29 protein-coding genes and 1 pseudogene are annotated in these 18,037 nt (G+C 61.3%); all 30 read left to right on the top strand.

Annotation, left to right across the window (positions count from 1 at the left end; all coding sequences use genetic code 11):
• The first annotated feature begins 33 nt into the window (after positions 1 to 33).
• Entirely contained in the window at positions 34 to 1,209 is a 1,176-nt protein-coding gene (tuf, locus tag LGH82_RS06120; RefSeq protein ID WP_023723394.1) for an elongation factor Tu, read from the top strand.
• A 69-nt stretch (positions 1,210 to 1,278) separates the two neighbouring features.
• Entirely contained in the window at positions 1,279 to 1,587 is a 309-nt protein-coding gene (gene rpsJ / locus LGH82_RS06115) for a 30S ribosomal protein S10 (RefSeq protein WP_006205468.1), read from the top strand.
• A gap of 57 nt (positions 1,588 to 1,644) precedes the next feature.
• Positions 1,645 to 2,358: a 50S ribosomal protein L3 gene (gene rplC / locus LGH82_RS06110; protein ID WP_227347682.1), complete on the top strand. Its 714-nt coding sequence runs from the start codon at positions 1,645 to 1,647 to the stop codon at positions 2,356 to 2,358.
• A complete protein-coding gene (gene rplD / locus LGH82_RS06105; RefSeq protein ID WP_227347681.1) occupies positions 2,358 to 2,978 on the top strand; it encodes a 50S ribosomal protein L4 in 621 nt (206 codons plus the stop codon). Before rplC ends, rplD begins: the two co-directional genes overlap by 1 nt.
• Positions 2,975 to 3,268, top strand: a complete 294-nt coding sequence (locus LGH82_RS06100) for a 50S ribosomal protein L23 (RefSeq protein WP_013531424.1) — start codon at positions 2,975 to 2,977, stop codon at positions 3,266 to 3,268. The genes rplD and LGH82_RS06100 overlap by 4 nt, the downstream gene beginning before the upstream one ends.
• 23 nt (positions 3,269 to 3,291) lie before the next feature.
• A complete protein-coding gene (rplB, locus tag LGH82_RS06095) occupies positions 3,292 to 4,125 on the top strand; it encodes a 50S ribosomal protein L2 (protein ID WP_015317983.1) in 834 nt (277 codons plus the stop codon).
• A gap of 16 nt (positions 4,126 to 4,141) precedes the next feature.
• Entirely contained in the window at positions 4,142 to 4,420 is a 279-nt protein-coding gene (gene rpsS, locus LGH82_RS06090; RefSeq protein ID WP_006205463.1) for a 30S ribosomal protein S19, read from the top strand.
• 2 nt (positions 4,421 to 4,422) lie between these two features.
• The gene (gene rplV / locus LGH82_RS06085) at positions 4,423 to 4,812 is read left to right on the top strand and encodes a 50S ribosomal protein L22 (protein WP_006205462.1); all 390 of its coding nucleotides are present in this window, start codon (positions 4,423 to 4,425) and stop codon (positions 4,810 to 4,812) included.
• Positions 4,812 to 5,546, top strand: coding sequence for a 30S ribosomal protein S3 (gene rpsC / locus LGH82_RS06080; RefSeq protein WP_227347680.1), 735 nt, complete (start codon positions 4,812 to 4,814; stop codon positions 5,544 to 5,546). Before rplV ends, rpsC begins: the two co-directional genes overlap by 1 nt.
• A gap of 27 nt (positions 5,547 to 5,573) precedes the next feature.
• The gene (gene rplP, locus LGH82_RS06075) at positions 5,574 to 5,987 is read left to right on the top strand and encodes a 50S ribosomal protein L16 (protein ID WP_013531427.1); all 414 of its coding nucleotides are present in this window, start codon (positions 5,574 to 5,576) and stop codon (positions 5,985 to 5,987) included.
• 13 nt (positions 5,988 to 6,000) lie between these two features.
• Positions 6,001 to 6,201: a 50S ribosomal protein L29 gene (gene rpmC, locus LGH82_RS06070; RefSeq protein WP_227347679.1), complete on the top strand. Its 201-nt coding sequence runs from the start codon at positions 6,001 to 6,003 to the stop codon at positions 6,199 to 6,201.
• 11 nt (positions 6,202 to 6,212) lie between these two features.
• Entirely contained in the window at positions 6,213 to 6,452 is a 240-nt protein-coding gene (rpsQ, locus tag LGH82_RS06065; RefSeq protein ID WP_010909280.1) for a 30S ribosomal protein S17, read from the top strand.
• 72 nt (positions 6,453 to 6,524) lie between these two features.
• Entirely contained in the window at positions 6,525 to 6,893 is a 369-nt protein-coding gene (rplN, locus tag LGH82_RS06060; protein WP_006205457.1) for a 50S ribosomal protein L14, read from the top strand.
• Between the two features lie 12 nt (positions 6,894 to 6,905).
• Positions 6,906 to 7,220, top strand: coding sequence for a 50S ribosomal protein L24 (rplX, locus tag LGH82_RS06055; protein WP_227347678.1), 315 nt, complete (start codon positions 6,906 to 6,908; stop codon positions 7,218 to 7,220).
• Positions 7,213 to 7,791 (top strand): 50S ribosomal protein L5, encoded by a 579-nt coding sequence (rplE, locus tag LGH82_RS06050; protein WP_227347677.1) that lies wholly within the window; start codon positions 7,213 to 7,215, stop codon positions 7,789 to 7,791. Before rplX ends, rplE begins: the two co-directional genes overlap by 8 nt.
• Positions 7,792 to 7,818: 27 nt before the next feature.
• Entirely contained in the window at positions 7,819 to 8,124 is a 306-nt protein-coding gene (rpsN, locus tag LGH82_RS06045) for a 30S ribosomal protein S14 (protein ID WP_227347676.1), read from the top strand.
• A 12-nt stretch (positions 8,125 to 8,136) separates the two neighbouring features.
• A complete protein-coding gene (gene rpsH, locus LGH82_RS06040) occupies positions 8,137 to 8,535 on the top strand; it encodes a 30S ribosomal protein S8 (protein ID WP_006205453.1) in 399 nt (132 codons plus the stop codon).
• Between the two features lie 89 nt (positions 8,536 to 8,624).
• Positions 8,625 to 9,158: a 50S ribosomal protein L6 gene (gene rplF / locus LGH82_RS06035; RefSeq protein ID WP_227347675.1), complete on the top strand. Its 534-nt coding sequence runs from the start codon at positions 8,625 to 8,627 to the stop codon at positions 9,156 to 9,158.
• 85 nt (positions 9,159 to 9,243) lie between these two features.
• On the top strand, positions 9,244 to 9,603 hold the full coding sequence (rplR, locus tag LGH82_RS06030; protein ID WP_227347674.1) for a 50S ribosomal protein L18: 360 nt from the start codon (positions 9,244 to 9,246) through the stop codon (positions 9,601 to 9,603).
• A 134-nt stretch (positions 9,604 to 9,737) separates the two neighbouring features.
• Entirely contained in the window at positions 9,738 to 10,301 is a 564-nt protein-coding gene (gene rpsE / locus LGH82_RS06025; RefSeq protein WP_006333394.1) for a 30S ribosomal protein S5, read from the top strand.
• Between the two features lie 25 nt (positions 10,302 to 10,326).
• Positions 10,327 to 10,524, top strand: a complete 198-nt coding sequence (gene rpmD / locus LGH82_RS06020) for a 50S ribosomal protein L30 (RefSeq protein WP_023736690.1) — start codon at positions 10,327 to 10,329, stop codon at positions 10,522 to 10,524.
• 22 nt (positions 10,525 to 10,546) lie between these two features.
• Positions 10,547 to 11,020: a 50S ribosomal protein L15 gene (gene rplO, locus LGH82_RS06015; RefSeq protein ID WP_227347673.1), complete on the top strand. Its 474-nt coding sequence runs from the start codon at positions 10,547 to 10,549 to the stop codon at positions 11,018 to 11,020.
• A gap of 190 nt (positions 11,021 to 11,210) precedes the next feature.
• Complete coding sequence (gene secY / locus LGH82_RS06010; protein WP_227347672.1) at positions 11,211 to 12,551, top strand: preprotein translocase subunit SecY; 1,341 nt, start codon at positions 11,211 to 11,213, stop codon at positions 12,549 to 12,551.
• Complete coding sequence (locus tag LGH82_RS06005; RefSeq protein WP_227347671.1) at positions 12,548 to 13,156, top strand: adenylate kinase; 609 nt, start codon at positions 12,548 to 12,550, stop codon at positions 13,154 to 13,156. The genes secY and LGH82_RS06005 overlap by 4 nt, the downstream gene beginning before the upstream one ends.
• Positions 13,157 to 13,344: 188 nt before the next feature.
• Positions 13,345 to 13,713 (top strand): 30S ribosomal protein S13, encoded by a 369-nt coding sequence (rpsM, locus tag LGH82_RS06000; RefSeq protein ID WP_095788694.1) that lies wholly within the window; start codon positions 13,345 to 13,347, stop codon positions 13,711 to 13,713.
• A 151-nt stretch (positions 13,714 to 13,864) separates the two neighbouring features.
• Positions 13,865 to 14,254, top strand: a complete 390-nt coding sequence (rpsK, locus tag LGH82_RS05995; protein ID WP_006205444.1) for a 30S ribosomal protein S11 — start codon at positions 13,865 to 13,867, stop codon at positions 14,252 to 14,254.
• A 101-nt stretch (positions 14,255 to 14,355) separates the two neighbouring features.
• The gene (locus LGH82_RS05990; RefSeq protein ID WP_013531438.1) at positions 14,356 to 15,366 is read left to right on the top strand and encodes a DNA-directed RNA polymerase subunit alpha; all 1,011 of its coding nucleotides are present in this window, start codon (positions 14,356 to 14,358) and stop codon (positions 15,364 to 15,366) included.
• 104 nt (positions 15,367 to 15,470) lie between these two features.
• A complete protein-coding gene (gene rplQ / locus LGH82_RS05985; RefSeq protein WP_227347670.1) occupies positions 15,471 to 15,899 on the top strand; it encodes a 50S ribosomal protein L17 in 429 nt (142 codons plus the stop codon).
• 201 nt (positions 15,900 to 16,100) lie between these two features.
• Positions 16,101 to 17,588 (top strand): DegQ family serine endoprotease, encoded by a 1,488-nt coding sequence (locus LGH82_RS05980; protein ID WP_227347669.1) that lies wholly within the window; start codon positions 16,101 to 16,103, stop codon positions 17,586 to 17,588.
• Positions 17,589 to 17,639: 51 nt separating this feature from the next.
• Positions 17,640 to 18,002: pseudogene (locus LGH82_RS05975) on the top strand (AAA family ATPase); the annotation flags it as partial.
• Positions 18,003 to 18,037 lie beyond the last annotated feature (35 nt).

The following is an 18,037-nucleotide window of genomic DNA, read 5'->3' as shown; positions in this document are numbered from 1 at the left end:
GCCCGCACGGGCTGGCAGGAATGGAGAGATCACATGGCAAAAGGTAAATTCGAGCGTAATAAGCCTCATGTGAACATTGGCACGATTGGCCACGTCGATCATGGCAAGACGTCGCTGACGGCTGCGATCACCAAGTATTTTGGCGAATACAAGCGCTATGACCAGATTGATGCGGCGCCCGAAGAGAAGGCACGCGGCATCACCATCTCGACGGCGCATGTCGAATACGAGACGGCTGCCCGCCACTATGCTCACGTCGACTGCCCCGGCCACGCCGACTATGTGAAGAACATGATCACCGGCGCGGCGCAGATGGACGGCGCGATCCTGGTTGTTTCGGCCGCCGACGGCCCGATGCCGCAGACCCGCGAGCACATCCTGCTCGCCCGTCAGGTCGGCGTGCCGTCGATCGTTGTGTTCCTGAACAAGGTCGACCAGGTCGACGACGCCGAGTTGCTCGAACTGGTTGAGCTCGAGGTTCGCGAACTGCTGTCGAAGAACGAGTTCCCCGGCGACGACATTCCGATCGTCAAGGGTTCGGCGCTTGCCGCTCTTGAAGATTCGAACAAGACGATCGGCGAGGACGCGATCCGCGAGCTGATGGCGGCGGTCGACGCCTACATCCCGACGCCGGTTCGTCCGCTCGACAAGCCGTTCCTGATGCCGATCGAAGACGTGTTCTCGATCTCGGGCCGCGGCACGGTTGTGACCGGTCGCGTCGAGCGCGGCATTGTCAAGGTCGGCGAGGAACTCGAGATCATCGGCATCCGTCCGACGACCAAGACGACCTGCACGGGCGTTGAAATGTTCCGCAAGCTGCTCGACCAGGGCCAGGCTGGCGACAACATCGGCGCGCTGCTGCGCGGCGTTGATCGTGAAGGCGTCGAGCGTGGCCAGGTTCTGGCGAAGCCCGGCACTGTGAAGCCGCACAAGAAGTTCGTGGCCGAAGCCTACATCCTGACCAAGGACGAAGGTGGCCGTCACACGCCGTTCTTCACCAACTACCGTCCGCAGTTCTATTTCCGCACGACGGACGTGACCGGTATCGTGTCGCTGCCGGAAGGCACCGAGATGGTGATGCCCGGCGACAACATCACGGTCGATGTCGAGCTGATCGTGCCGATCGCCATGGAAGAGAAGCTGCGCTTCGCTATCCGTGAAGGCGGCCGCACCGTCGGTGCCGGCATCGTCGTCACCATCAAAGAGTAATTTGGACTTAAACCGATCTGTCGCGGGCGCAGGATATGCCCGCGCCGCGCCAGAACAAGGAAGTGACGCATGAACGGACAGAATATCCGCATCCGCCTGAAGGCGTTTGATCACCGGGTGCTCGACGCCTCGACACGGGAAATCGTATCGACGGCCAAGCGCACCGGCGCAAACGTCCGCGGCCCCATTCCGCTGCCGACGCGGATCGAAAAGTTCACGGTCAACCGGTCGCCTCACGTCGACAAGAAGAGCCGCGAACAGTTCGAGATGCGCACGCACAAGCGTCTGCTCGACATCGTCGACCCGACCCCGCAGACGGTCGATGCTTTGATGAAGCTCGATCTGGCCGCCGGTGTCGACGTCGAGATCAAGCTTTAAGGAAAGAGCGAGGAAGGGGCGGTGCCCCTGGCCCGGAACTCTAAAGGAATTGAACCGATGCGTTCAGGTGTGATTGCAAAGAAGGTGGGAATGACCCGCATCTATAATGATGCCGGGGAACATGTTCCCGTCACCGTTCTCCAGATGGAGAACTGCCAGGTCGTGGCGCAGCGCACGCAGGAGAAGAATGGCTATACCGCCGTTCAGCTCGGCGTTGGCCTTGCCAAGGTGAAGAATACGTCGAAGGCGATGCGCGGCCATTTCGCGACCGCTTCCGTCGAGCCTAAGGCGAAGGTTGCCGAGTTTCGCGTCTCCGCCGACAACATGATTGATGTCGGCGCCGAGATCACCGTCGATCACTTCGTCGCCGGCCAGAAGGTCGACGTAACGGGCACGACGATTGGTAAGGGTTTCCAGGGCGTCATCAAGCGTCACCACATGGGTGGTGGCCGTGCGACCCACGGTAACTCGGTTTCGCACCGTACGCACGGTTCAACCGGCCAGCGTCAGGACCCGGGCAAGGTGTTCAAGGGCAAGCACATGGCTGGCCATATGGGCGACACCCGCGTCACCACGCAGAACGTCGAAATTGTCTCGACCGACGCCGATCGCGGCCTGATCCTGATCCGCGGTGCGGTTCCGGGTTCCAAGGGCGCCTGGATCCTGGTCCGCGACGCGGCCAAGGTGGCACTGCCGGCCAATGCGCCGAAGCCCGCCGCGATCCGCGCCGCTACGAAGAATGAGGCTCCGGCCACAGAGGGAGCGGAATAATGGATCTCAAGATCACAACGCTTGGTGGCAAGGACGCCGGCAAGGTGGAACTCTCCGAGGAGATTTTCGGCCTGGACCCGCGTGAGGACATTCTGCAGCGCGTCGTGCGCTGGCAGCTTGCCAAGCGGCAGCAGGGTACGCACAAGGCCAAGGGGCGCGCTGAAATCGCCCGCACCGGCGCCAAGATGTACAAGCAGAAGGGTACGGGCCGCGCCCGTCACCATTCGGCACGCGCTCCGCAGTTCCGCGGCGGCGGCAAAGCCCACGGCCCGGTCGTTCGGAGCCACGAGCACGAACTTCCCAAGAAGGTGCGCGCTCTCGGTCTCAAGCATGCCCTCTCGGCCAAGGCCAAGAGCGCCTCGATCATCATCATCGATGAGCTGAAGCTTACCGAGGCCAAGACGAAGGCGCTGATCGCGAATTTCGCGACGCTGGGCCTGACCAACGCCCTGGTGATCGGCGGCGCCGAGCTTGACAAGAATTTCAGGCTGGCGGCCACGAACATCCCGAACATCGATGTGCTGCCCATCCAGGGCATCAACGTCTACGACATTCTGCGCCGCGGCACGCTGGTCCTTTCGAAGGCCGCCGTCGAGGCTCTCGAGGAGCGCTTTAAATGACCGACCTTCGTCACTACGACGTGATCGTCTCGCCGGCGATCACTGAAAAGTCGACCATGGCCTCAGAGCAGAACAAGGTCGTCTTCAACGTCGCCAAGAAGGCGTCGAAGCCGGAAATCAAGGCCGCCGTCGAAGCGCTGTTCGGCGTCAAGGTGATGGCCGTGAACACGCTTGTCCGCAAGGGCAAGATCAAGCGCTTCCGTGGCACGGTTGGCCGCCAGAGCGACGTCAAGAAGGCGGTAGTGACGCTGGCCGACGGCCAGTCGATCGACGTCGCGACGGGTCTCTGAGCAAGGCCGCGAGGACAACAACAATGGCACTGAAAAAATTCAACCCGGTAACGCCGAGCACCCGCCAGCTGGTCATCGTCGACCGCTCGGGCCTCTACAAGGGCAAGCCCGTCAAGGGTCTGACCGAAGGCCTGACCAAGTCGGGCGGCCGCAATAACCACGGTCGCATCACGGCCCGCTTCATCGGCGGTGGTCACAAGCGTTCGTACCGCATCATCGACTTCAAGCGTCGCAAGTTTGACGTTGTCGGCACGGTCGAGCGTATCGAATACGATCCGAACCGCACCGCCTTCATCGCACTGATCAAGTATGACGATGGCGAGCTGTCCTACATCATCGCCCCGCAGCGCCTCGCTCCCGGCGACAAGATCGTGGCTGGCGAAGCGGTTGACGTGAAGCCGGGCAACGCGATGCCGCTGGCGTCGATGCCGGTCGGCACAATCGTCCACAACATCGAGCTGAAGCCGGGCAAGGGCGCCCAGGTTGCACGCTCGGCCGGCGGCTACGGCCAGTTGGTTGGTCGCGACCAGGGCATGGCGATCCTTCGCCTGAACTCGGGCGAGCAGCGCGTCGTTCACGGCTCCTGCATGGCCACCGTCGGTGCCGTGTCCAACCCGGACCATGGCAACATCAACGACGGCAAGGCCGGCCGCACTGTCTGGCGCGGCAAGCGCCCGCACAATCGCGGCGTGACCATGAACCCGGTTGATCACCCGCACGGCGGCGGCGAAGGCCGCACCTCCGGTGGTCGCCACCCGGTTTCCCCGTGGGGCAAGCCGACCAAGGGCAAGAAGACGCGGTCCAACAAGGCGACCGACAAGTTCATCCTGCGCTCGCGCCATCAGCGCAAGAGCTAAGAAGAGGTAACGCCAAGTGACTCGTTCGATTTGGAAAGGCCCCTTCATTGACGGCTACCTTCTCAAGAAGGTGGACAAGGTTCGTGAAGGTGGTCGCAATGAGGTGATCAAGATGTGGAGCCGTCGCTCCACCATCCTGCCGCAGTTCGTCGGCTTCACCTTCGGTGTCTACAACGGCCAGAAGCATGTTCCCGTCTCGGTGAACGAGGACATGGTCGGTCACAAGTTCGGTGAATTCGCTCCGACCCGGACCTATTACGGTCACGGCGCGGATAAGAAGGCGAAGAGGAAATAATCATGGGCAAGGCCAAAGCTCCGCGCAGGCTTGCTGACAACGAAGCGCGCGCCGTATTGCGCACGATCCGTATCAGCCCGCAGAAGCTGAACCTCGTTGCCGCGCTGATCCGCGGCAAGAAGGTCGCGACAGCGCTTTCCGATCTCGAATTCTCGGCCAAGCGGATTTCCGGCACGGTCAAGAAGACGCTGGAATCGGCGATCGCCAACGCGGAAAATAACCACGACCTCGACGTCGATGCTCTGATCGTGGCGGAAGCCTATGTCGGCAAGTCGATCGTCATGAAGCGGTTCCATGCCCGTGGTCGCGGTCGCGCCAGCCGTATCGAGAAGCCGTTCTCGCACCTCACGATCGTTGTTCGTGAAGTCGAAGAAAAAGGGGAGGCCGCATAATGGGTCAGAAAGTCAATCCGATCGGTCTGCGCCTCGGCATCAACCGTACCTGGGATTCGCGCTGGTTCGCGAACACCGGCGAATACGGCAAGCTGCTGCATGAGGACATCAAGATCCGCAAGTATCTTGAGAAGGAACTCAAGCAGGCCGCGATTTCCAAGGTCGTCATCGAGCGTCCGCACAAGAAGTGCCGCGTCACCATCCATGCGGCGCGTCCGGGTCTGATCATCGGCAAGAAGGGCGCCGACATCGAGAAGCTTCGCAAGAAGCTGATGGAGATGACGAAGTCCGAGACGCACCTCAACATCGTTGAAGTGCGCAAGCCGGAAATCGACGCAACGCTGGTTGCCCAGTCGATCGCCCAGCAGCTCGAGCGCCGTATCGCGTTCCGTCGCGCCATGAAGCGCGCCGTGCAGTCGGCGATGCGCCTCGGTGCCGAAGGCATCCGCATCAACTGCTCGGGCCGTCTCGGCGGCGCCGAAATCGCGCGCATGGAATGGTATCGCGAAGGCCGCGTGCCGCTGCATACGCTGCGCGCCGATGTCGACTACGGCACGGCTGAAGCACATACCGCCTACGGCATTTGCGGCGTCAAGGTCTGGGTTTTCAAGGGCGAGATCCTTGAGCATGACCCGATGGCTTCTGAGCGGCGCGCGACCGAAGGCGATCATTCGCATGGCGGCGGCGGTGGTGGTGGGGATCGCGAACGCGGTCGTCGTCGCGAAAACGCCTAAGACAGTTAGGAATTTGGAGTTAGAACGATGCTGCAGCCAAAGCGCACAAAGTTCCGTAAGCAGTTCAAGGGCCGTATCCATGGCACCGCCAAGGGCGGCACCAACCTGGATTTCGGTGGTTTCGGGCTGAAGGCGCTTGAGCCGAACCGCGTCACCGCACGCGAGATCGAGGCGGCCCGCCGCGCGATCACTCGTGAGATGAAGCGTGCCGGCCGCGTCTGGATCCGTATTTTCCCGGACGTGCCGGTCACTTCCAAGCCGACCGAAGTCCGCATGGGTAAAGGCAAGGGCGCTGTTGACTATTGGGCGGCGCGCGTTAAGCCGGGCCGCATCATGTTCGAGATCGACGGCGTCAATGAGGAAACCGCCCGCGAGGCGCTGCGTCTCGGCGCCGCGAAGCTTTCGGTCAAGACGCGCTTCGTGCAGCGCATCGCAGAATAAGGACGGGCTGATCATGAAAGCCGAAGACATCCGGACCAAGACCCAGGACCAGCTGACCGACGACCTGGCCAGCCTGAAGAAGGAGCAGTTCAACCTGCGCTTTCAGAAGGCCACAGGCCAGCTTGAGAAGACCGCGCGCGTGAAGATCGTCCGTAGGGACATCGCGCGCATCAAGACCATCGCTGCGGAAAAGTCCGCGGCTAAGAAGGCTTAAGGACGAAAACCATGCCAAAGCGCATTCTGCAGGGCACCGTCGTCAGCGACAAGAACGAGAAGACGGTTGTCGTGAAGGTCGAACGGCGCTTCACGCATCCCGTGATGAAGAAGACCGTGCGCATGACCAAGAAGTACAAGGCGCACGACGAGAACAACGCCCACAAGGTTGGCGATCAGGTGTTCATCCAGGAATCGAAGCCGATTTCCAAGGATAAGCGCTGGATCGTCGTGTCTTCGGACCAGGCGTAAACAAACGAATTTTGGACAGACCGGGGAGGGGCTTCGAGCCCATCCCGTTAGAAGAGAAGAAGGCGGCCAGTCATGATTCAGATGCAAACAAACCTCGACGTCGCGGATAATTCCGGCGCCCGTCGTGTCATGTGCATCAAGGTGCTGGGCGGCTCGAAGCGGAAATACGCTTCCGTGGGCGACATCATCGTGGTGTCGATCAAGGAAGCCATTCCGCGCGGCCGCGTTAAGAAGGGCGATGTGATGAAGGCGGTCGTAGTTCGTACTGCCAAGGACATCCGCCGCCCGGACGGCAGCGTGATCCGTTTCGACAAGAACGCGGCCGTTCTCGTCGACAACAAGAAAGAGCCGATCGGCACGCGTATCTTCGGACCGGTTCCGCGCGAACTTCGCGCCAAGAACCACATGAAGATCATCTCGCTCGCGCCTGAAGTGCTGTAAGGAGCCGGACCAATGCAAAAGATTAGAAAAGGCGACAAGGTCGTCGTGCTGGCCGGCAAGGACAAGGGCCGTTCGGGCGAAGTCCTCTCGGTTCAGCCGAAGGAAGACACCGCGCTGGTGCGCGGCGTCAACATGATCCGTCGTCACCAGAAGCAGTCCCAGTCCCAAGAGGGCGGGATCATCACCAAGGAAGCGCCGATCCAGCTGTCGAACATCGCGCTGGCCGACCCCAAGGATGGCAAGCCGACCCGCGTCGGTTTCGTCTTCCAGAAGGACGGCAAGAAGGTGCGCGTCGCCAAGCGCTCGGGAGAAGTCATCAATGGCTAAGGCTGAAAGCAAGCAGGCAACTGCTAACAACGTGCCGCGCCTCAAGAAGGTCTACAACGAGACCATTCGCAAGGCACTGCTGGAGCAGTTCGGCTACGACAACGAGATGCAGGTTCCGCGCATCGACAAGATCGTGCTGAACATGGGCGTCGGCGAAGCCACAGCTGATTCGAAGAAGCCTTCGATCGCGGCGGAAGATCTCGCGATGATCGCCGGCCAGAAGGCCGTCGTCACCCGCGCCCGCAATTCGATCGCCGGCTTCAAGGTCCGCGAGAAGATGCCGATCGGCGCCAAGGTCACGCTGCGCAAGGAACGCATGTACGAGTTCCTTGATCGCCTCGTGAACATCGCGCTGCCGCGCGTTCGCGACTTTCGCGGACTGAATCCGAAGAGCTTCGATGGCCGTGGCAACTACGCCATGGGCATCAAGGAACACATCGTGTTCCCGGAGATCAACTACGACAAGGTTGATCAGATCTGGGGCATGGACGTCATCGTTTGTACGACTGCGAAGACGGACGACGAAGCCAGGGCATTGCTCAAGGCCTTCAACTTCCCCTTCCGCCAGTAACGGCAGCGAGAAAAGGAAAAATCTGAAATGGCAAAGACCAGCTCAGTCGAGAAGAACAACAGGCGCCGGAAGCTTGTGGACCAGTACGCTGCCAAGCGTGGGGCCCTCAAGGCGATCATCATGGATCAGTCCAAGCCAATGGAAGAGCGCTTCCGCGCCCAGTTGAAGCTTGCGGCGATGCCGCGCAACTCGGCCAAGATCCGCATCCGCAACCGCTGCGAAGTCACCGGCCGTCCGCGTGCCTACTATCGCAAGCTCAAGGTATCGCGCATCGCGCTTCGTGATCTCGGCAATAACGGCCAGATCCCGGGCCTGGTCAAGTCGAGCTGGTAAGGAGGACATAACATGTCATTGAGCGATCCTCTCGGCGATATGCTGACCCGCATCCGCAACGCATATGGCCGCAAGAAGTCGAGCGTTTCGACGCCGGCCTCGCGCCTGCGCACCCGCGTTCTCGACGTGCTGAAGGCGGAAGGTTATATCCGCGACTACAGCCAGACTGACTTCGACAACGGCAAGTCCGAAATCGAGATCGAACTGAAGTATTTCGACGGTGCGCCCGTCGTGCGTGAAATCGCCCGTGTTTCGAAGCCGGGCCGCCGCGTCTATGTCTCGGCGAAGTCGATCCCGCACGTCGCCAACGGCCTCGGCATCGCCATCCTTTCGACACCGAAGGGCGTGATGGCCGACCATGAAGCACGCGAACAGAATGTTGGCGGCGAGATCCTCTGCCAGATCTTCTGATCTGGCAGCTCACCGCAAAGTGGAATCCGGTCTTCGGATCGTTCCCGAAGACAGAGACCTGAAACAAGAGAAGTGACGAGGACAACAAAATGTCTCGTATTGGAAAGAAACCCGTTTCACTGCCGCAGGGCGTGACCGCGACCGTCAACGGCCAGACCGTGACGGCGAAGGGCCCCAAGGGTGAGCTGAAGTTCGTCGTGAACGACGAAGTGCTGGTCAAGATGGAAGGCAGCGAAATCGCTGTTCAGCCGCGCGACCAGACCAAGACCGCCCGCTCCAAGTGGGGCATGTCGCGTACGCAGATCGTCAACATCCTGCAGGGCGTCAAGGACGGTTTTGAAAAGAAGCTCGAGATCACCGGCGTTGGCTATCGCGCCGCCCTTCAGGGCAAGAACTTGCAGTTGGCACTTGGCTTCAGCCACGACGTCGTCTACGAGACGCCGCAGGGCATCACCATCACCGTGCCGAAGCCGACTGAAATTACCATAGCCGGTATCGACAAGCAGCAGGTCGGCCAGGTTGCCGCTGAGATCCGCGAATACCGCGGCCCCGAGCCCTACAAGGGCAAGGGCGTCCGTTACGCTGGCGAGAAGATCGTCCGCAAGGAAGGCAAGAAGAAGTAATTGTAACGCCGCGGGGAGCGGTCGCGGGAGGCGCTTTCGCCTACCGCATATGGCGGTCCCCGTTTTTTGAAGGCAAGGAACTATCATGGCTACCAAGGAATCCATCCAGCGCCGCGCGCAGCGCGTTCGCCGTCAGATCAAGAAGGTCGCCGGCGAGCGTCCTCGTCTGTCGGTCCATCGCACGTCGAAGAACATCTATGTTCAGGTCATCGACGACGCCAAGGGGCACACCATTGCCGCCGCTTCGACGCTTGAGAAGGACCTCAAGGGTTCGCTCAAGACCGGCGCCGACACCGCGGCCGCTGCCGCGATCGGCAAGCTGATCGCCGAGCGCGCTTCGAAGGCCGGCGTCACGGAAGTCGTGTTTGATCGCGGCCCGTACATCTATCACGGCCGTGTCAAGGCGCTGGCCGAGGCTGCTCGTGAAGGCGGTCTTAGCTTCTAAGCATGATGCCAAAAAGTTACGGACTTTTTGGATAAAATCATGCGAAGGAAAAAATGACTTTCGCCCCCGGTGACCCAAAGAGGCGCCGGATATCATCATCAACCGTGCTTCCGGAAAAAAATAAGGAACAGGATATGGCACAAGAACGTAGGGATGGCGGCCGCGGCCGCGATCGCGAAGAGCGCGACGATGGCATGGTGGACAAGCTTGTCCACATCAACCGCGTCGCCAAGGTCGTCAAGGGCGGCCGTCGCTTTGGTTTTGCAGCACTCGTCGTCGTCGGCGACCAGAAGGGCCGCGTCGGCTTTGGTCACGGCAAGGCACGCGAAGTGCCGGAAGCGATCCGCAAGGCAACCGAGTCGGCCAAGCGTGACATGATTTTCGTGCCGCTGCGTTCGGGCCGCACGCTGCATCATGACGTCGAAGGCCGTTGGGGCGCTGGCCGCGTGCTGCTGCGCGCCGCCAAGCAGGGTACCGGCATCATCGCTGGTGGTCCGATGCGCGCCGTCTTCGAGACGCTCGGCATGCATGACGTGGTTGCCAAGTCGATGGGTTCGTCGAACCCATACAACATGGTTCGCGCCACTTTCGACGCGCTGAAGAGCCAGATGCATCCCAAGGATGTGGCTGCTGCTCGCGGCATCAAGTATTCGACCCTTCAGGCCCGCCGCGGCACCGCCGTTGCGGCTGAAGAATAGTCGACGCTGACCAGGGATTTTGACCATGGCCAAGAAAGCAACCAAGACCGTCACCGTTGAGCAGATCGGTTCCCCGATCCGCCGGCCGAAGGAGCAGCGTGCGACGCTGGTCGGGCTCGGCCTCAACAAGATGCACAAGCAGCGCACGCTGGAAGACACTCCCTCCGTGCGCGGCATGATCGCTGCCGTCCAGCATCTCGTCCGCGTCGTGGACGAGGGCTGAGCAAAAGCGCAGGAGAACTCAGATGAAACTCAACGATCTGCGTGACAAGGACGGCGCGACGCATTCCAAGAAGCGTCTCGGCCGCGGCATCGGCTCCGGCACCGGCAAGACCGGTGGTCGCGGCGTCAAGGGCCAGAAGGCGCGCTCCGGCGTTGCCATCAACGGCTTCGAGGGTGGCCAGATGCCGCTCTATCGGCGCCTGCCGAAGCGTGGCTTCAACAACATCTTCGCCAAGAGCTATACCGTCGTGTCGCTGGCCCGCATCCAGGTCGCGATCGACGCCAAGAAGCTCGATGCGAAGGAAACCGTGACGGCCGAAACGCTTGTCGCGGCTGGCGTCATCCGTCGCGTCAAGGACGGTGTGCGCATCCTGTCCGACGGCGAGATCAAGGCAAAGTTGACGTTTGACGTCGCCGGCGCCTCCAAGGCTGCGGTCGAGAAGATCGAGAAGGCTGGCGGTTCGGTGAAGTTGCCCGAAAAGGCGGCTGCCGAGTAACAGCAATTTGAAGCGCGGTCGGCAAAGGTGGGATCCGTTTTTGCTTTCGATCGCGTTTTGATTTGGAATATGGCGGCCGCGTCAACGCGGCCGCTTGCATGTTCACAGTCCGGAGCTTATCTCGTGAGCTTCGGTGACACGCGCCGCCTGACCTGCGGGCCATGAAGCGTGACCAAGCGGAGAATCAGGCATGGCTTCGGCTGCTGAACAACTAGCCTCGAATCTGAATTTTTCGGCTTTCGCCAAGGCGGAGGACCTGAAGAAACGTATCTGGTTCACCATCGGCGCGTTGCTCGTCTACCGACTCGGTACCTACATTCCGCTTCCCGGCATCAACCCGGATGCTTTTGCGCAGGCCTTCACGCAGCAGAGCAAGGGCGTGCTCGGCATGTTCAACATGTTCGCCGGCGGCGCCGTGCAGCGCATGGCGATCTTTGCCCTCGGCATCATGCCCTACATCTCCGCCTCCATCATCATGCAGCTGATGACCTCGGTCATTCCGTCGCTGGAAGCGCTGAAGAAGGAAGGCGAGCAGGGCCGCAAGATCATCAACCAGTACACGCGCTACGGCACCGTGTTGCTGGCGCTGGTCCAGGCCTATGGCATTTCCGTCGGACTTGAGAACGGCAACGGCATCGTCAGCGATCCCGGCATGTTCTTCCGCATCTCGACCGTCGTCACGCTTGTCGGCGGCACCATGTTCCTGATGTGGCTCGGCGAGCAGATCACCGCTCGCGGCATCGGCAACGGCATTTCGCTGATCATCTTTTCCGGCATCGTCGCTGGCCTGCCGCATGCCATTTCCGGCACGCTCGAGCTTGGCCGCACCGGCGCGCTTTCGACCGGCCTCATCCTGGCAATCATCGTTCTGGCCATTGTCGTCATCGCGCTCATCGTCTTCTTCGAACGCGCCCAGCGCCGCTTGCTGATCCAGTATCCTAAGCGCCAGGTCGGCAACCGCATGTTCCAGGGCGACACTTCGCATCTGCCGCTCAAGCTCAACACGTCAGGCGTCATTCCGCCGATCTTCGCATCGTCGCTGCTGTTGCTGCCGGCGACCGTCGCGGGCTTCTCGCAGGCGACCAACCTGCCCACTTGGGCCAGCACCATCCTGGCGTCGCTTGGTCATGGCCAGCCGCTGTACATGCTGTTCTATGCGGCGATGATCGTGTTCTTCGCCTTCTTCTACACCGCGATCGTCTTCAATCCGAAGGACACGGCCGACCAGCTCAAGAAGCATTCCGGCTTCATTCCGGGCTATCGTCCGGGCGAGCGCACCGCCGATTACATCGATTACGTCCTCACCCGCATCACCGTCGTCGGCGCCATCTACCTGGTGCTGGTGTGTCTGCTGCCCGAGTTCCTGATTTCCGCGACTGGCGTACCATTCTACCTCGGTGGCACATCGCTTCTGATCGTGGTCAGTGTAACGCTCGACACGGTGGCGCAGATTCAGGGTCACCTGATCGCCCACCAATATGAGGGTCTGATCAAGAAGTCGAAGCTGCGCGGGGGGAAGAAGGGCCGATGAGGTTGATATTGCTTGGGCCGCCGGGGGCGGGCAAGGGGACGCAAGCACAAAGACTGGTAGAGAAGCACGGCATACCCCAGCTATCCACGGGGGACATGCTGCGGGCTGCCGTCCAGGCCGGCACGGAAGTCGGCAAACGCGCCAAGGCGGTGATGGATGCCGGCGAGCTGGTGTCGGACGCAATCGTTAACGCCATCGTCGCCGAACGTATCGATCAGCCTGATTGCACCAGGGGATTTATCCTCGACGGATATCCGCGCACGTTGGTGCAGGCCGATGCCGTCGATGCAATGCTTTCGGAGCGCGGCTTGAGCCTCGATACCGTCATCGAGCTCGTTGTCGACGACAGGGCGTTGGTTGGCCGTATCGTCAAACGTGCCGATGACGCCAAGGCTGCTGGCCAGCCTGTGCGCAAGGACGACAATCCTGCCGTTTTCGAGGAACGTCTGCGCGAGTATTACAAGAAAACCGCTCCTTTGATCGGCTACTACTACGCCAAGGGCAAGCTCAAGGGCGTCGACGGAATGGCGGGTATTGATGCGGTCACCAAAGAGATCGAGTCGGTGCTGGCGGCGACGACTCAAGGGGCGATGCCTGTAAATTAACGATTGTGCTTGACTGGAACGGTTCGCTGCGCTATGGCGGCCCGTCTCCTATCAGGCATGGGCTTTGCTTGTCCGCAAGGGCAAGGCAGCCGCTTTGAACTGGAAACTCCTGCAAGGGCCGGCCTCCACCGGACGCGGGGTAATCGAAACAGCGCCGGTTCGTCCGGTCCACATGGAGAAGAGAGAATATGGCTCGTATAGCCGGCGTCAACATTCCGACCAACAAGCGCGTCGTTATAGCGCTTCAGTACATTCACGGCATTGGCAAGAAGTTCGCCCAGGAGATCGTCGAGAAGGTCGGCATCCCGGCCGAGCGTCGCGTCAACCAGCTGACCGATGCGGAAGTGCTGCAGATCCGTGAGACGATCGACCGCGACTATCAGGTCGAAGGCGACCTGCGTCGCGAAGTGTCGATGAACATCAAGCGGCTCATGGACCTTGGTTGCTACCGCGGCCTGCGTCACCGCCGCTCGCTTCCGGTTCGCGGCCAGCGCACGCATACCAATGCGCGCACCCGCAAGGGTCCGGCCAAGTCGATCGCCGGCAAAAAGAAGTAATTTTTGGGGGAATAGGGGAGTAGGGGAGTAAGGCAGTAGGGAATGCCCGCCAATCGGGCCGCATTTTCCCTACTCCCTTACTGCCCTACTCCCTTACGAAGGTGGAGCCGCTGGCATTACGGCGGTGTAGAGATCAACTGAAAGGAAGACCATGGCCAAGGAAGCCGCACGTGTTCGCCGTCGCGAACGCAAGAACATTTCGTCGGGCGTTGCCCACGTCAACTCGACCTTCAACAACACGATGATCACCATCACCGACGCGCAGGGCAATTCGATTGCCTGGTCGTCGGCCGGTGCCCAAGGCTTCAAGGGTTCGCGCAAATCGACCCCGTTCGCCGCCCAGATGGCTGCCGAGGATGTAGCCAAGAAGGCACAGGAACACGGCATGCGGATGCTTGAAGTCGAGGTCTGCGGACCCGGCTCCGGTCGTGAATCGGCACTGCGCGCCCTGCAGGCAGCGGGCTTCACCATCACCTCGATCCGTGATGTGACGCCGATCCCGCACAATGGCTGCCGCCCGCGCAAGAAGCGTCGCGTCTAACAAATATCGAACGCCGCGCGAGCGCCGAAAGGCGTTCCTCCGTGGTTTTCCAGGTCGCCCGCCACGATTGGATGGTGGCGGGTCAACGGAAGGAAAGCATCATGATCCAGAAAAATTGGCAGGAACTGATCAAGCCGAACAAGATCGAGTTCTCGTCGAAGAAGAAGACGCTGACCACGCTGGTCGCCGAGCCGCTTGAACGCGGCTTTGGCCTCACGCTCGGCAACGCCCTGCGCCGCGTTCTCCTGTCTTCGCTTCGCGGTGCAGCCGTTACCGCCGTGCAGATCGATGGTGTTCTGCATGAATTCTCGTCCATCGCCGGTGTGCGCGAGGACGTGACGGACATCGTCTTGAACATCAAGGAAATCGCCATCCGCATGGAAGGCGATGGCCCCAAGCGCATGGTCGTGCGCAAGCAGGGCCCGGGTGCGGTTCTTGCCGGCGACATCCAGACGGTTGGCGACGTCGAGATCCTCAACCCCGACCACGTCATCTGCACGCTGGACGAAGGCGCTGAAATCCGCATGGAGTTCACCGTCGACACCGGCAAGGGCTACGTGCCGGCCGACCGCAACCGCGCCGAGGATGCACCGATCGGGCTCATCCCGGTCGACAGTCTCTACTCGCCGGTCAAGAAGGTCTCCTACAAGGTCGAAAACACCCGCGAGGGTCAGGTTCTCGACTATGACAAGCTGACCATGACGATCGAGACCGACGGTTCGATCACCGGTGAGGACGCGGTGGCTTTCGCCGCCCGCATCCTGCAGGACCAGCTCGGCCTGTTCGTCAACTTCGACGAGCCGCAGAAGGAAGTCGCGGCGGAAGCCGTCACTGAGCTCGCCTTCAATCCGGCGCTGCTCAAGAAGGTCGACGAGCTCGAGCTTTCGGTGCGTTCGGCCAACTGCCTGAAGAACGACAACATCGTCTATATCGGCGACCTGATCCAGAAGACCGAAGCCGAGATGCTCCGCACCCCGAACTTCGGACGCAAGTCGCTGAACGAGATCAAGGAAGTCCTGGCGGCGATGGGCCTGCACCTCGGCATGGAAGTGCCGGACTGGCCGCCGGAAAACATCGAAGACCTCGCCAAGCGTTACGAAGATCAATATTGAGCATGAATTCCAAGGATCGGCGGCGTGGGCCGCTCGATCCGACGGTCATGCGGAAAACCATCAGGGGCCGCGGCCTCTTGAACAACTGAAGAAGGAAAAGAGCCATGCGCCACGGTTTCAAAGGCCGCCGCTTCGCCCGAAGCATTAGCCACCGCAAGTCGATGTTCGCCAACCTCGCCGTGTCGCTGCTCGAGCATGAGCAGATCGTCACCACCCTGCCGAAGGCGAAGGACCTGCGTCCGATCGTCGAGAAGCTGGTCACCCTCGGCAAGCGTGGCGACCTGCACGCCCGCCGTCAGGTCATTGCCCAGATCGGCAATGAGGGCGTCGTCAAGCGTCTGTTCGAAACGATCGCCCCGCGCTACGCCACCCGCAACGGCGGCTACCTGCGCATCATGAAGGCGGGCTTCCGCCACGGCGACAACGCCGCGATGGCGGTCATCGAATTCGTCGATCGCGACATCTCGGCCAAGGGCGCCGGTGATCGCGCGCGCATCGAAGCCGAAGGCAATGAGGAAGCCGAAGCCGCATAAGCTTCAGCTTTTCGCCAGCAATTTTAAGGGGCCTTCGGGCCCCTTTTGTTGTAAAGAAGGAATGGTAGGCAGCGTACTGGGGTCTATTTGCGCCCATTTTCAATGGAACCCGCATAAAACCGCCAGCGTTCATCGCCTTAGCCTTTCATTTTGCACAATCGTCGGGACAATGGCGCCCGAACTCGCCTTGGAGGATTCGCAATGCGCGCCAAAAGACTGTCCCTTGTTCTGCTCTTCGCCATGATGGTGTTTGCAGTCGCGCCGGCGGTCAGACAGGCGTTGGCGGAAGAGGCAAAGACCGACCCCGGCCTGTCCGATGTGCTCACCGACTTGTTGCACGGCGTTGAGGGCAAGAACGGCAATGCCAGTGACAACAAGCGCGTGCCGTTCGGTCGCGACGAAGTGCAGCTGTCGTTCGCGCCGCTGGTCAAGCAGACCGCGCCGGCCGTGGTCAACGTCTATGCCTCGCAAACGGCCAAGGTCACGTCGCCTTTTGACGGCGATCCATTCTTCGAGGAGTTCTTCGGCCGCTCCCAGCCCCGCGCGCAGTCCTCGCTGGGCTCCGGCGTCCTTGTCGATCCGACAGGGGTCGTGGTCACCAATTTCCACGTCATCAAGGGCGCCGATGAGGTGAAGGTTGCAACATCGGACGGTCGCGAATTCAACAGCAAGGTGCTGCTGAAGGACGAGACGCTCGACTTGGCCGTGCTCAAGATCGAGTCCGACAAGCCGTTCCCGGTCATCGCCATCGGCGATTCCGATGCGCTTGAGGTCGGCGATCTGGTGCTGGCGATCGGCAATCCCTTTGGCGTCGGCCAGACCACCACCAGCGGCATCGTTTCGGCGCTCGCCCGCAGCCACATCGGCGTTTCCGACTCCAGCTTCTTCATCCAGACGGATGCCGCCATCAACCCTGGCAACTCCGGCGGCGCGCTGATCAACATGGGCGGCCAGCTGGTCGGCATCAACACCGCGATCTACAGCCGCAGCGGCGGCTCAATCGGCATCGGCTTTGCCATCCCATCAAACATGGTTCGCGCCTTCGCCGAAGCGGCAAAGGCAGGACGCGACTTCTTCGAGCGCCCTTACATTGGCGCCGAGTTCGAGGCGGTGACGCCGCAGATCGCCGAGTCGCTCGCCATGGACAAGCCGACCGGGGCACTGGTGTCATCGGTGGAAGAGGCAAGCCCGGCGGCAAAGGCAGGCCTGAAGCCGGGTGATGTTGTGCTGGCACTCAATGGCACACCGGTCGAGAGCATCGAGGCGCTGGATTACCGTATGGCGACGCTGTCGATCGGCACCAACGCGAATTTCACTGTGCTCAGCAAGGGCAAGCAGGCGACCATGGACATCGCGCTGGAGCGCGCGCCTGAAGGCGCGAAAGCCCCGGAACTCACTTTGCGGGGCCGCAGCCCGTTTTCCGGCGCCAAGGTCGCGGAATTGTCGCCACGGCTTGCCCAGCGCCTTGGTTTGCGTACAGACATCAAGGGCGTGACTGTCACCGACATCAACCGCGATTCACCCGCCGCCGATTTCGGCTTCCAGGCCGGCGATATCATTCGCGAGGTGAACGGGACGACCATCGACACCGCCGCGACCCTGGAGCAGGCGACCAAGCAGGACACGCGCTGGTGGCGCTTTACCGTGGAGCGTGGCGGGCAGATACTGCGCCAGGTGTTGCGTTATTAGAGCACGGCCCCGGAAATTCCGGGGAAGCATGCTCCAACCATAAAGAAGTGCATGGCCGATCTGTTCAGCGTCGACGAACCGGATATGGCGCCGCCGGGCCGGCCGCTGGCCGACAGGCTGCGGCCAAGGAATCTCGACGAGGTCGTCGGCCAGGAACACCTGACCGGGCCGGATGGCGCGCTGACACGGCTGATTGGCTCCGGTTCGTTGGGGTCGATGATCTTCTGGGGCCCGCCTGGTACCGGCAAGACCACGGTTGCGCGGCTGCTCGCCGGTGAGACCAGCTTGGCGTTTGAGCAGATATCCGCGGTGTTTTCCGGCGTCGCCGACCTCAAGAAGGTGTTCGAAGGCGCAAAGCTGCGCCGCGCCAATGGCCGCCAGACATTGCTTTTCGTCGACGAAATCCATCGCTACCCTCAAGTACCGGGGATCGACAACTCTTACTTCCG

This window comes from Mesorhizobium sp. PAMC28654, from assembly GCF_020616515.1.
In the GTDB taxonomy this organism is placed as follows: domain Bacteria; phylum Pseudomonadota; class Alphaproteobacteria; order Rhizobiales; family Rhizobiaceae; genus Mesorhizobium.
The sequence above is the reverse complement of the archived record's forward strand: the minus strand, read 5'-3'. Positions and strand labels throughout refer to the sequence as shown.

What these genes read in the sequence shown, in the direction of transcription:
- tuf (WP_023723394.1), top strand. Translation starts at nt 34, where the DNA reads ATGGCAAAAGGTAAATTCGAGCGTAATAAGCCTCATGTGAACATTGGC.
- rpsJ (WP_006205468.1), top strand. Translation starts at nt 1,279, where the DNA reads ATGAACGGACAGAATATCCGCATCCGCCTGAAGGCGTTTGATCACCGG.
- rplC (WP_227347682.1), top strand. Translation starts at nt 1,645, where the DNA reads ATGCGTTCAGGTGTGATTGCAAAGAAGGTGGGAATGACCCGCATCTAT.
- rplD (WP_227347681.1), top strand. Translation starts at nt 2,358, where the DNA reads ATGGATCTCAAGATCACAACGCTTGGTGGCAAGGACGCCGGCAAGGTG.
- LGH82_RS06100 (WP_013531424.1), top strand. Translation starts at nt 2,975, where the DNA reads ATGACCGACCTTCGTCACTACGACGTGATCGTCTCGCCGGCGATCACT.
- rplB (WP_015317983.1), top strand. Translation starts at nt 3,292, where the DNA reads ATGGCACTGAAAAAATTCAACCCGGTAACGCCGAGCACCCGCCAGCTG.
- rplV (WP_006205462.1), top strand. Translation starts at nt 4,423, where the DNA reads ATGGGCAAGGCCAAAGCTCCGCGCAGGCTTGCTGACAACGAAGCGCGC.
- rpsC (WP_227347680.1), top strand. Translation starts at nt 4,812, where the DNA reads ATGGGTCAGAAAGTCAATCCGATCGGTCTGCGCCTCGGCATCAACCGT.
- rplP (WP_013531427.1), top strand. Translation starts at nt 5,574, where the DNA reads ATGCTGCAGCCAAAGCGCACAAAGTTCCGTAAGCAGTTCAAGGGCCGT.
- rpmC (WP_227347679.1), top strand. Translation starts at nt 6,001, where the DNA reads ATGAAAGCCGAAGACATCCGGACCAAGACCCAGGACCAGCTGACCGAC.
- rpsQ (WP_010909280.1), top strand. Translation starts at nt 6,213, where the DNA reads ATGCCAAAGCGCATTCTGCAGGGCACCGTCGTCAGCGACAAGAACGAG.
- rplN (WP_006205457.1), top strand. Translation starts at nt 6,525, where the DNA reads ATGATTCAGATGCAAACAAACCTCGACGTCGCGGATAATTCCGGCGCC.
- rplX (WP_227347678.1), top strand. Translation starts at nt 6,906, where the DNA reads ATGCAAAAGATTAGAAAAGGCGACAAGGTCGTCGTGCTGGCCGGCAAG.
- rplE (WP_227347677.1), top strand. Translation starts at nt 7,213, where the DNA reads ATGGCTAAGGCTGAAAGCAAGCAGGCAACTGCTAACAACGTGCCGCGC.
- rpsN (WP_227347676.1), top strand. Translation starts at nt 7,819, where the DNA reads ATGGCAAAGACCAGCTCAGTCGAGAAGAACAACAGGCGCCGGAAGCTT.
- rpsH (WP_006205453.1), top strand. Translation starts at nt 8,137, where the DNA reads ATGTCATTGAGCGATCCTCTCGGCGATATGCTGACCCGCATCCGCAAC.
- rplF (WP_227347675.1), top strand. Translation starts at nt 8,625, where the DNA reads ATGTCTCGTATTGGAAAGAAACCCGTTTCACTGCCGCAGGGCGTGACC.
- rplR (WP_227347674.1), top strand. Translation starts at nt 9,244, where the DNA reads ATGGCTACCAAGGAATCCATCCAGCGCCGCGCGCAGCGCGTTCGCCGT.
- rpsE (WP_006333394.1), top strand. Translation starts at nt 9,738, where the DNA reads ATGGCACAAGAACGTAGGGATGGCGGCCGCGGCCGCGATCGCGAAGAG.
- rpmD (WP_023736690.1), top strand. Translation starts at nt 10,327, where the DNA reads ATGGCCAAGAAAGCAACCAAGACCGTCACCGTTGAGCAGATCGGTTCC.
- rplO (WP_227347673.1), top strand. Translation starts at nt 10,547, where the DNA reads ATGAAACTCAACGATCTGCGTGACAAGGACGGCGCGACGCATTCCAAG.
- secY (WP_227347672.1), top strand. Translation starts at nt 11,211, where the DNA reads ATGGCTTCGGCTGCTGAACAACTAGCCTCGAATCTGAATTTTTCGGCT.
- LGH82_RS06005 (WP_227347671.1), top strand. Translation starts at nt 12,548, where the DNA reads ATGAGGTTGATATTGCTTGGGCCGCCGGGGGCGGGCAAGGGGACGCAA.
- rpsM (WP_095788694.1), top strand. Translation starts at nt 13,345, where the DNA reads ATGGCTCGTATAGCCGGCGTCAACATTCCGACCAACAAGCGCGTCGTT.
- rpsK (WP_006205444.1), top strand. Translation starts at nt 13,865, where the DNA reads ATGGCCAAGGAAGCCGCACGTGTTCGCCGTCGCGAACGCAAGAACATT.
- LGH82_RS05990 (WP_013531438.1), top strand. Translation starts at nt 14,356, where the DNA reads ATGATCCAGAAAAATTGGCAGGAACTGATCAAGCCGAACAAGATCGAG.
- rplQ (WP_227347670.1), top strand. Translation starts at nt 15,471, where the DNA reads ATGCGCCACGGTTTCAAAGGCCGCCGCTTCGCCCGAAGCATTAGCCAC.
- LGH82_RS05980 (WP_227347669.1), top strand. Translation starts at nt 16,101, where the DNA reads ATGCGCGCCAAAAGACTGTCCCTTGTTCTGCTCTTCGCCATGATGGTG.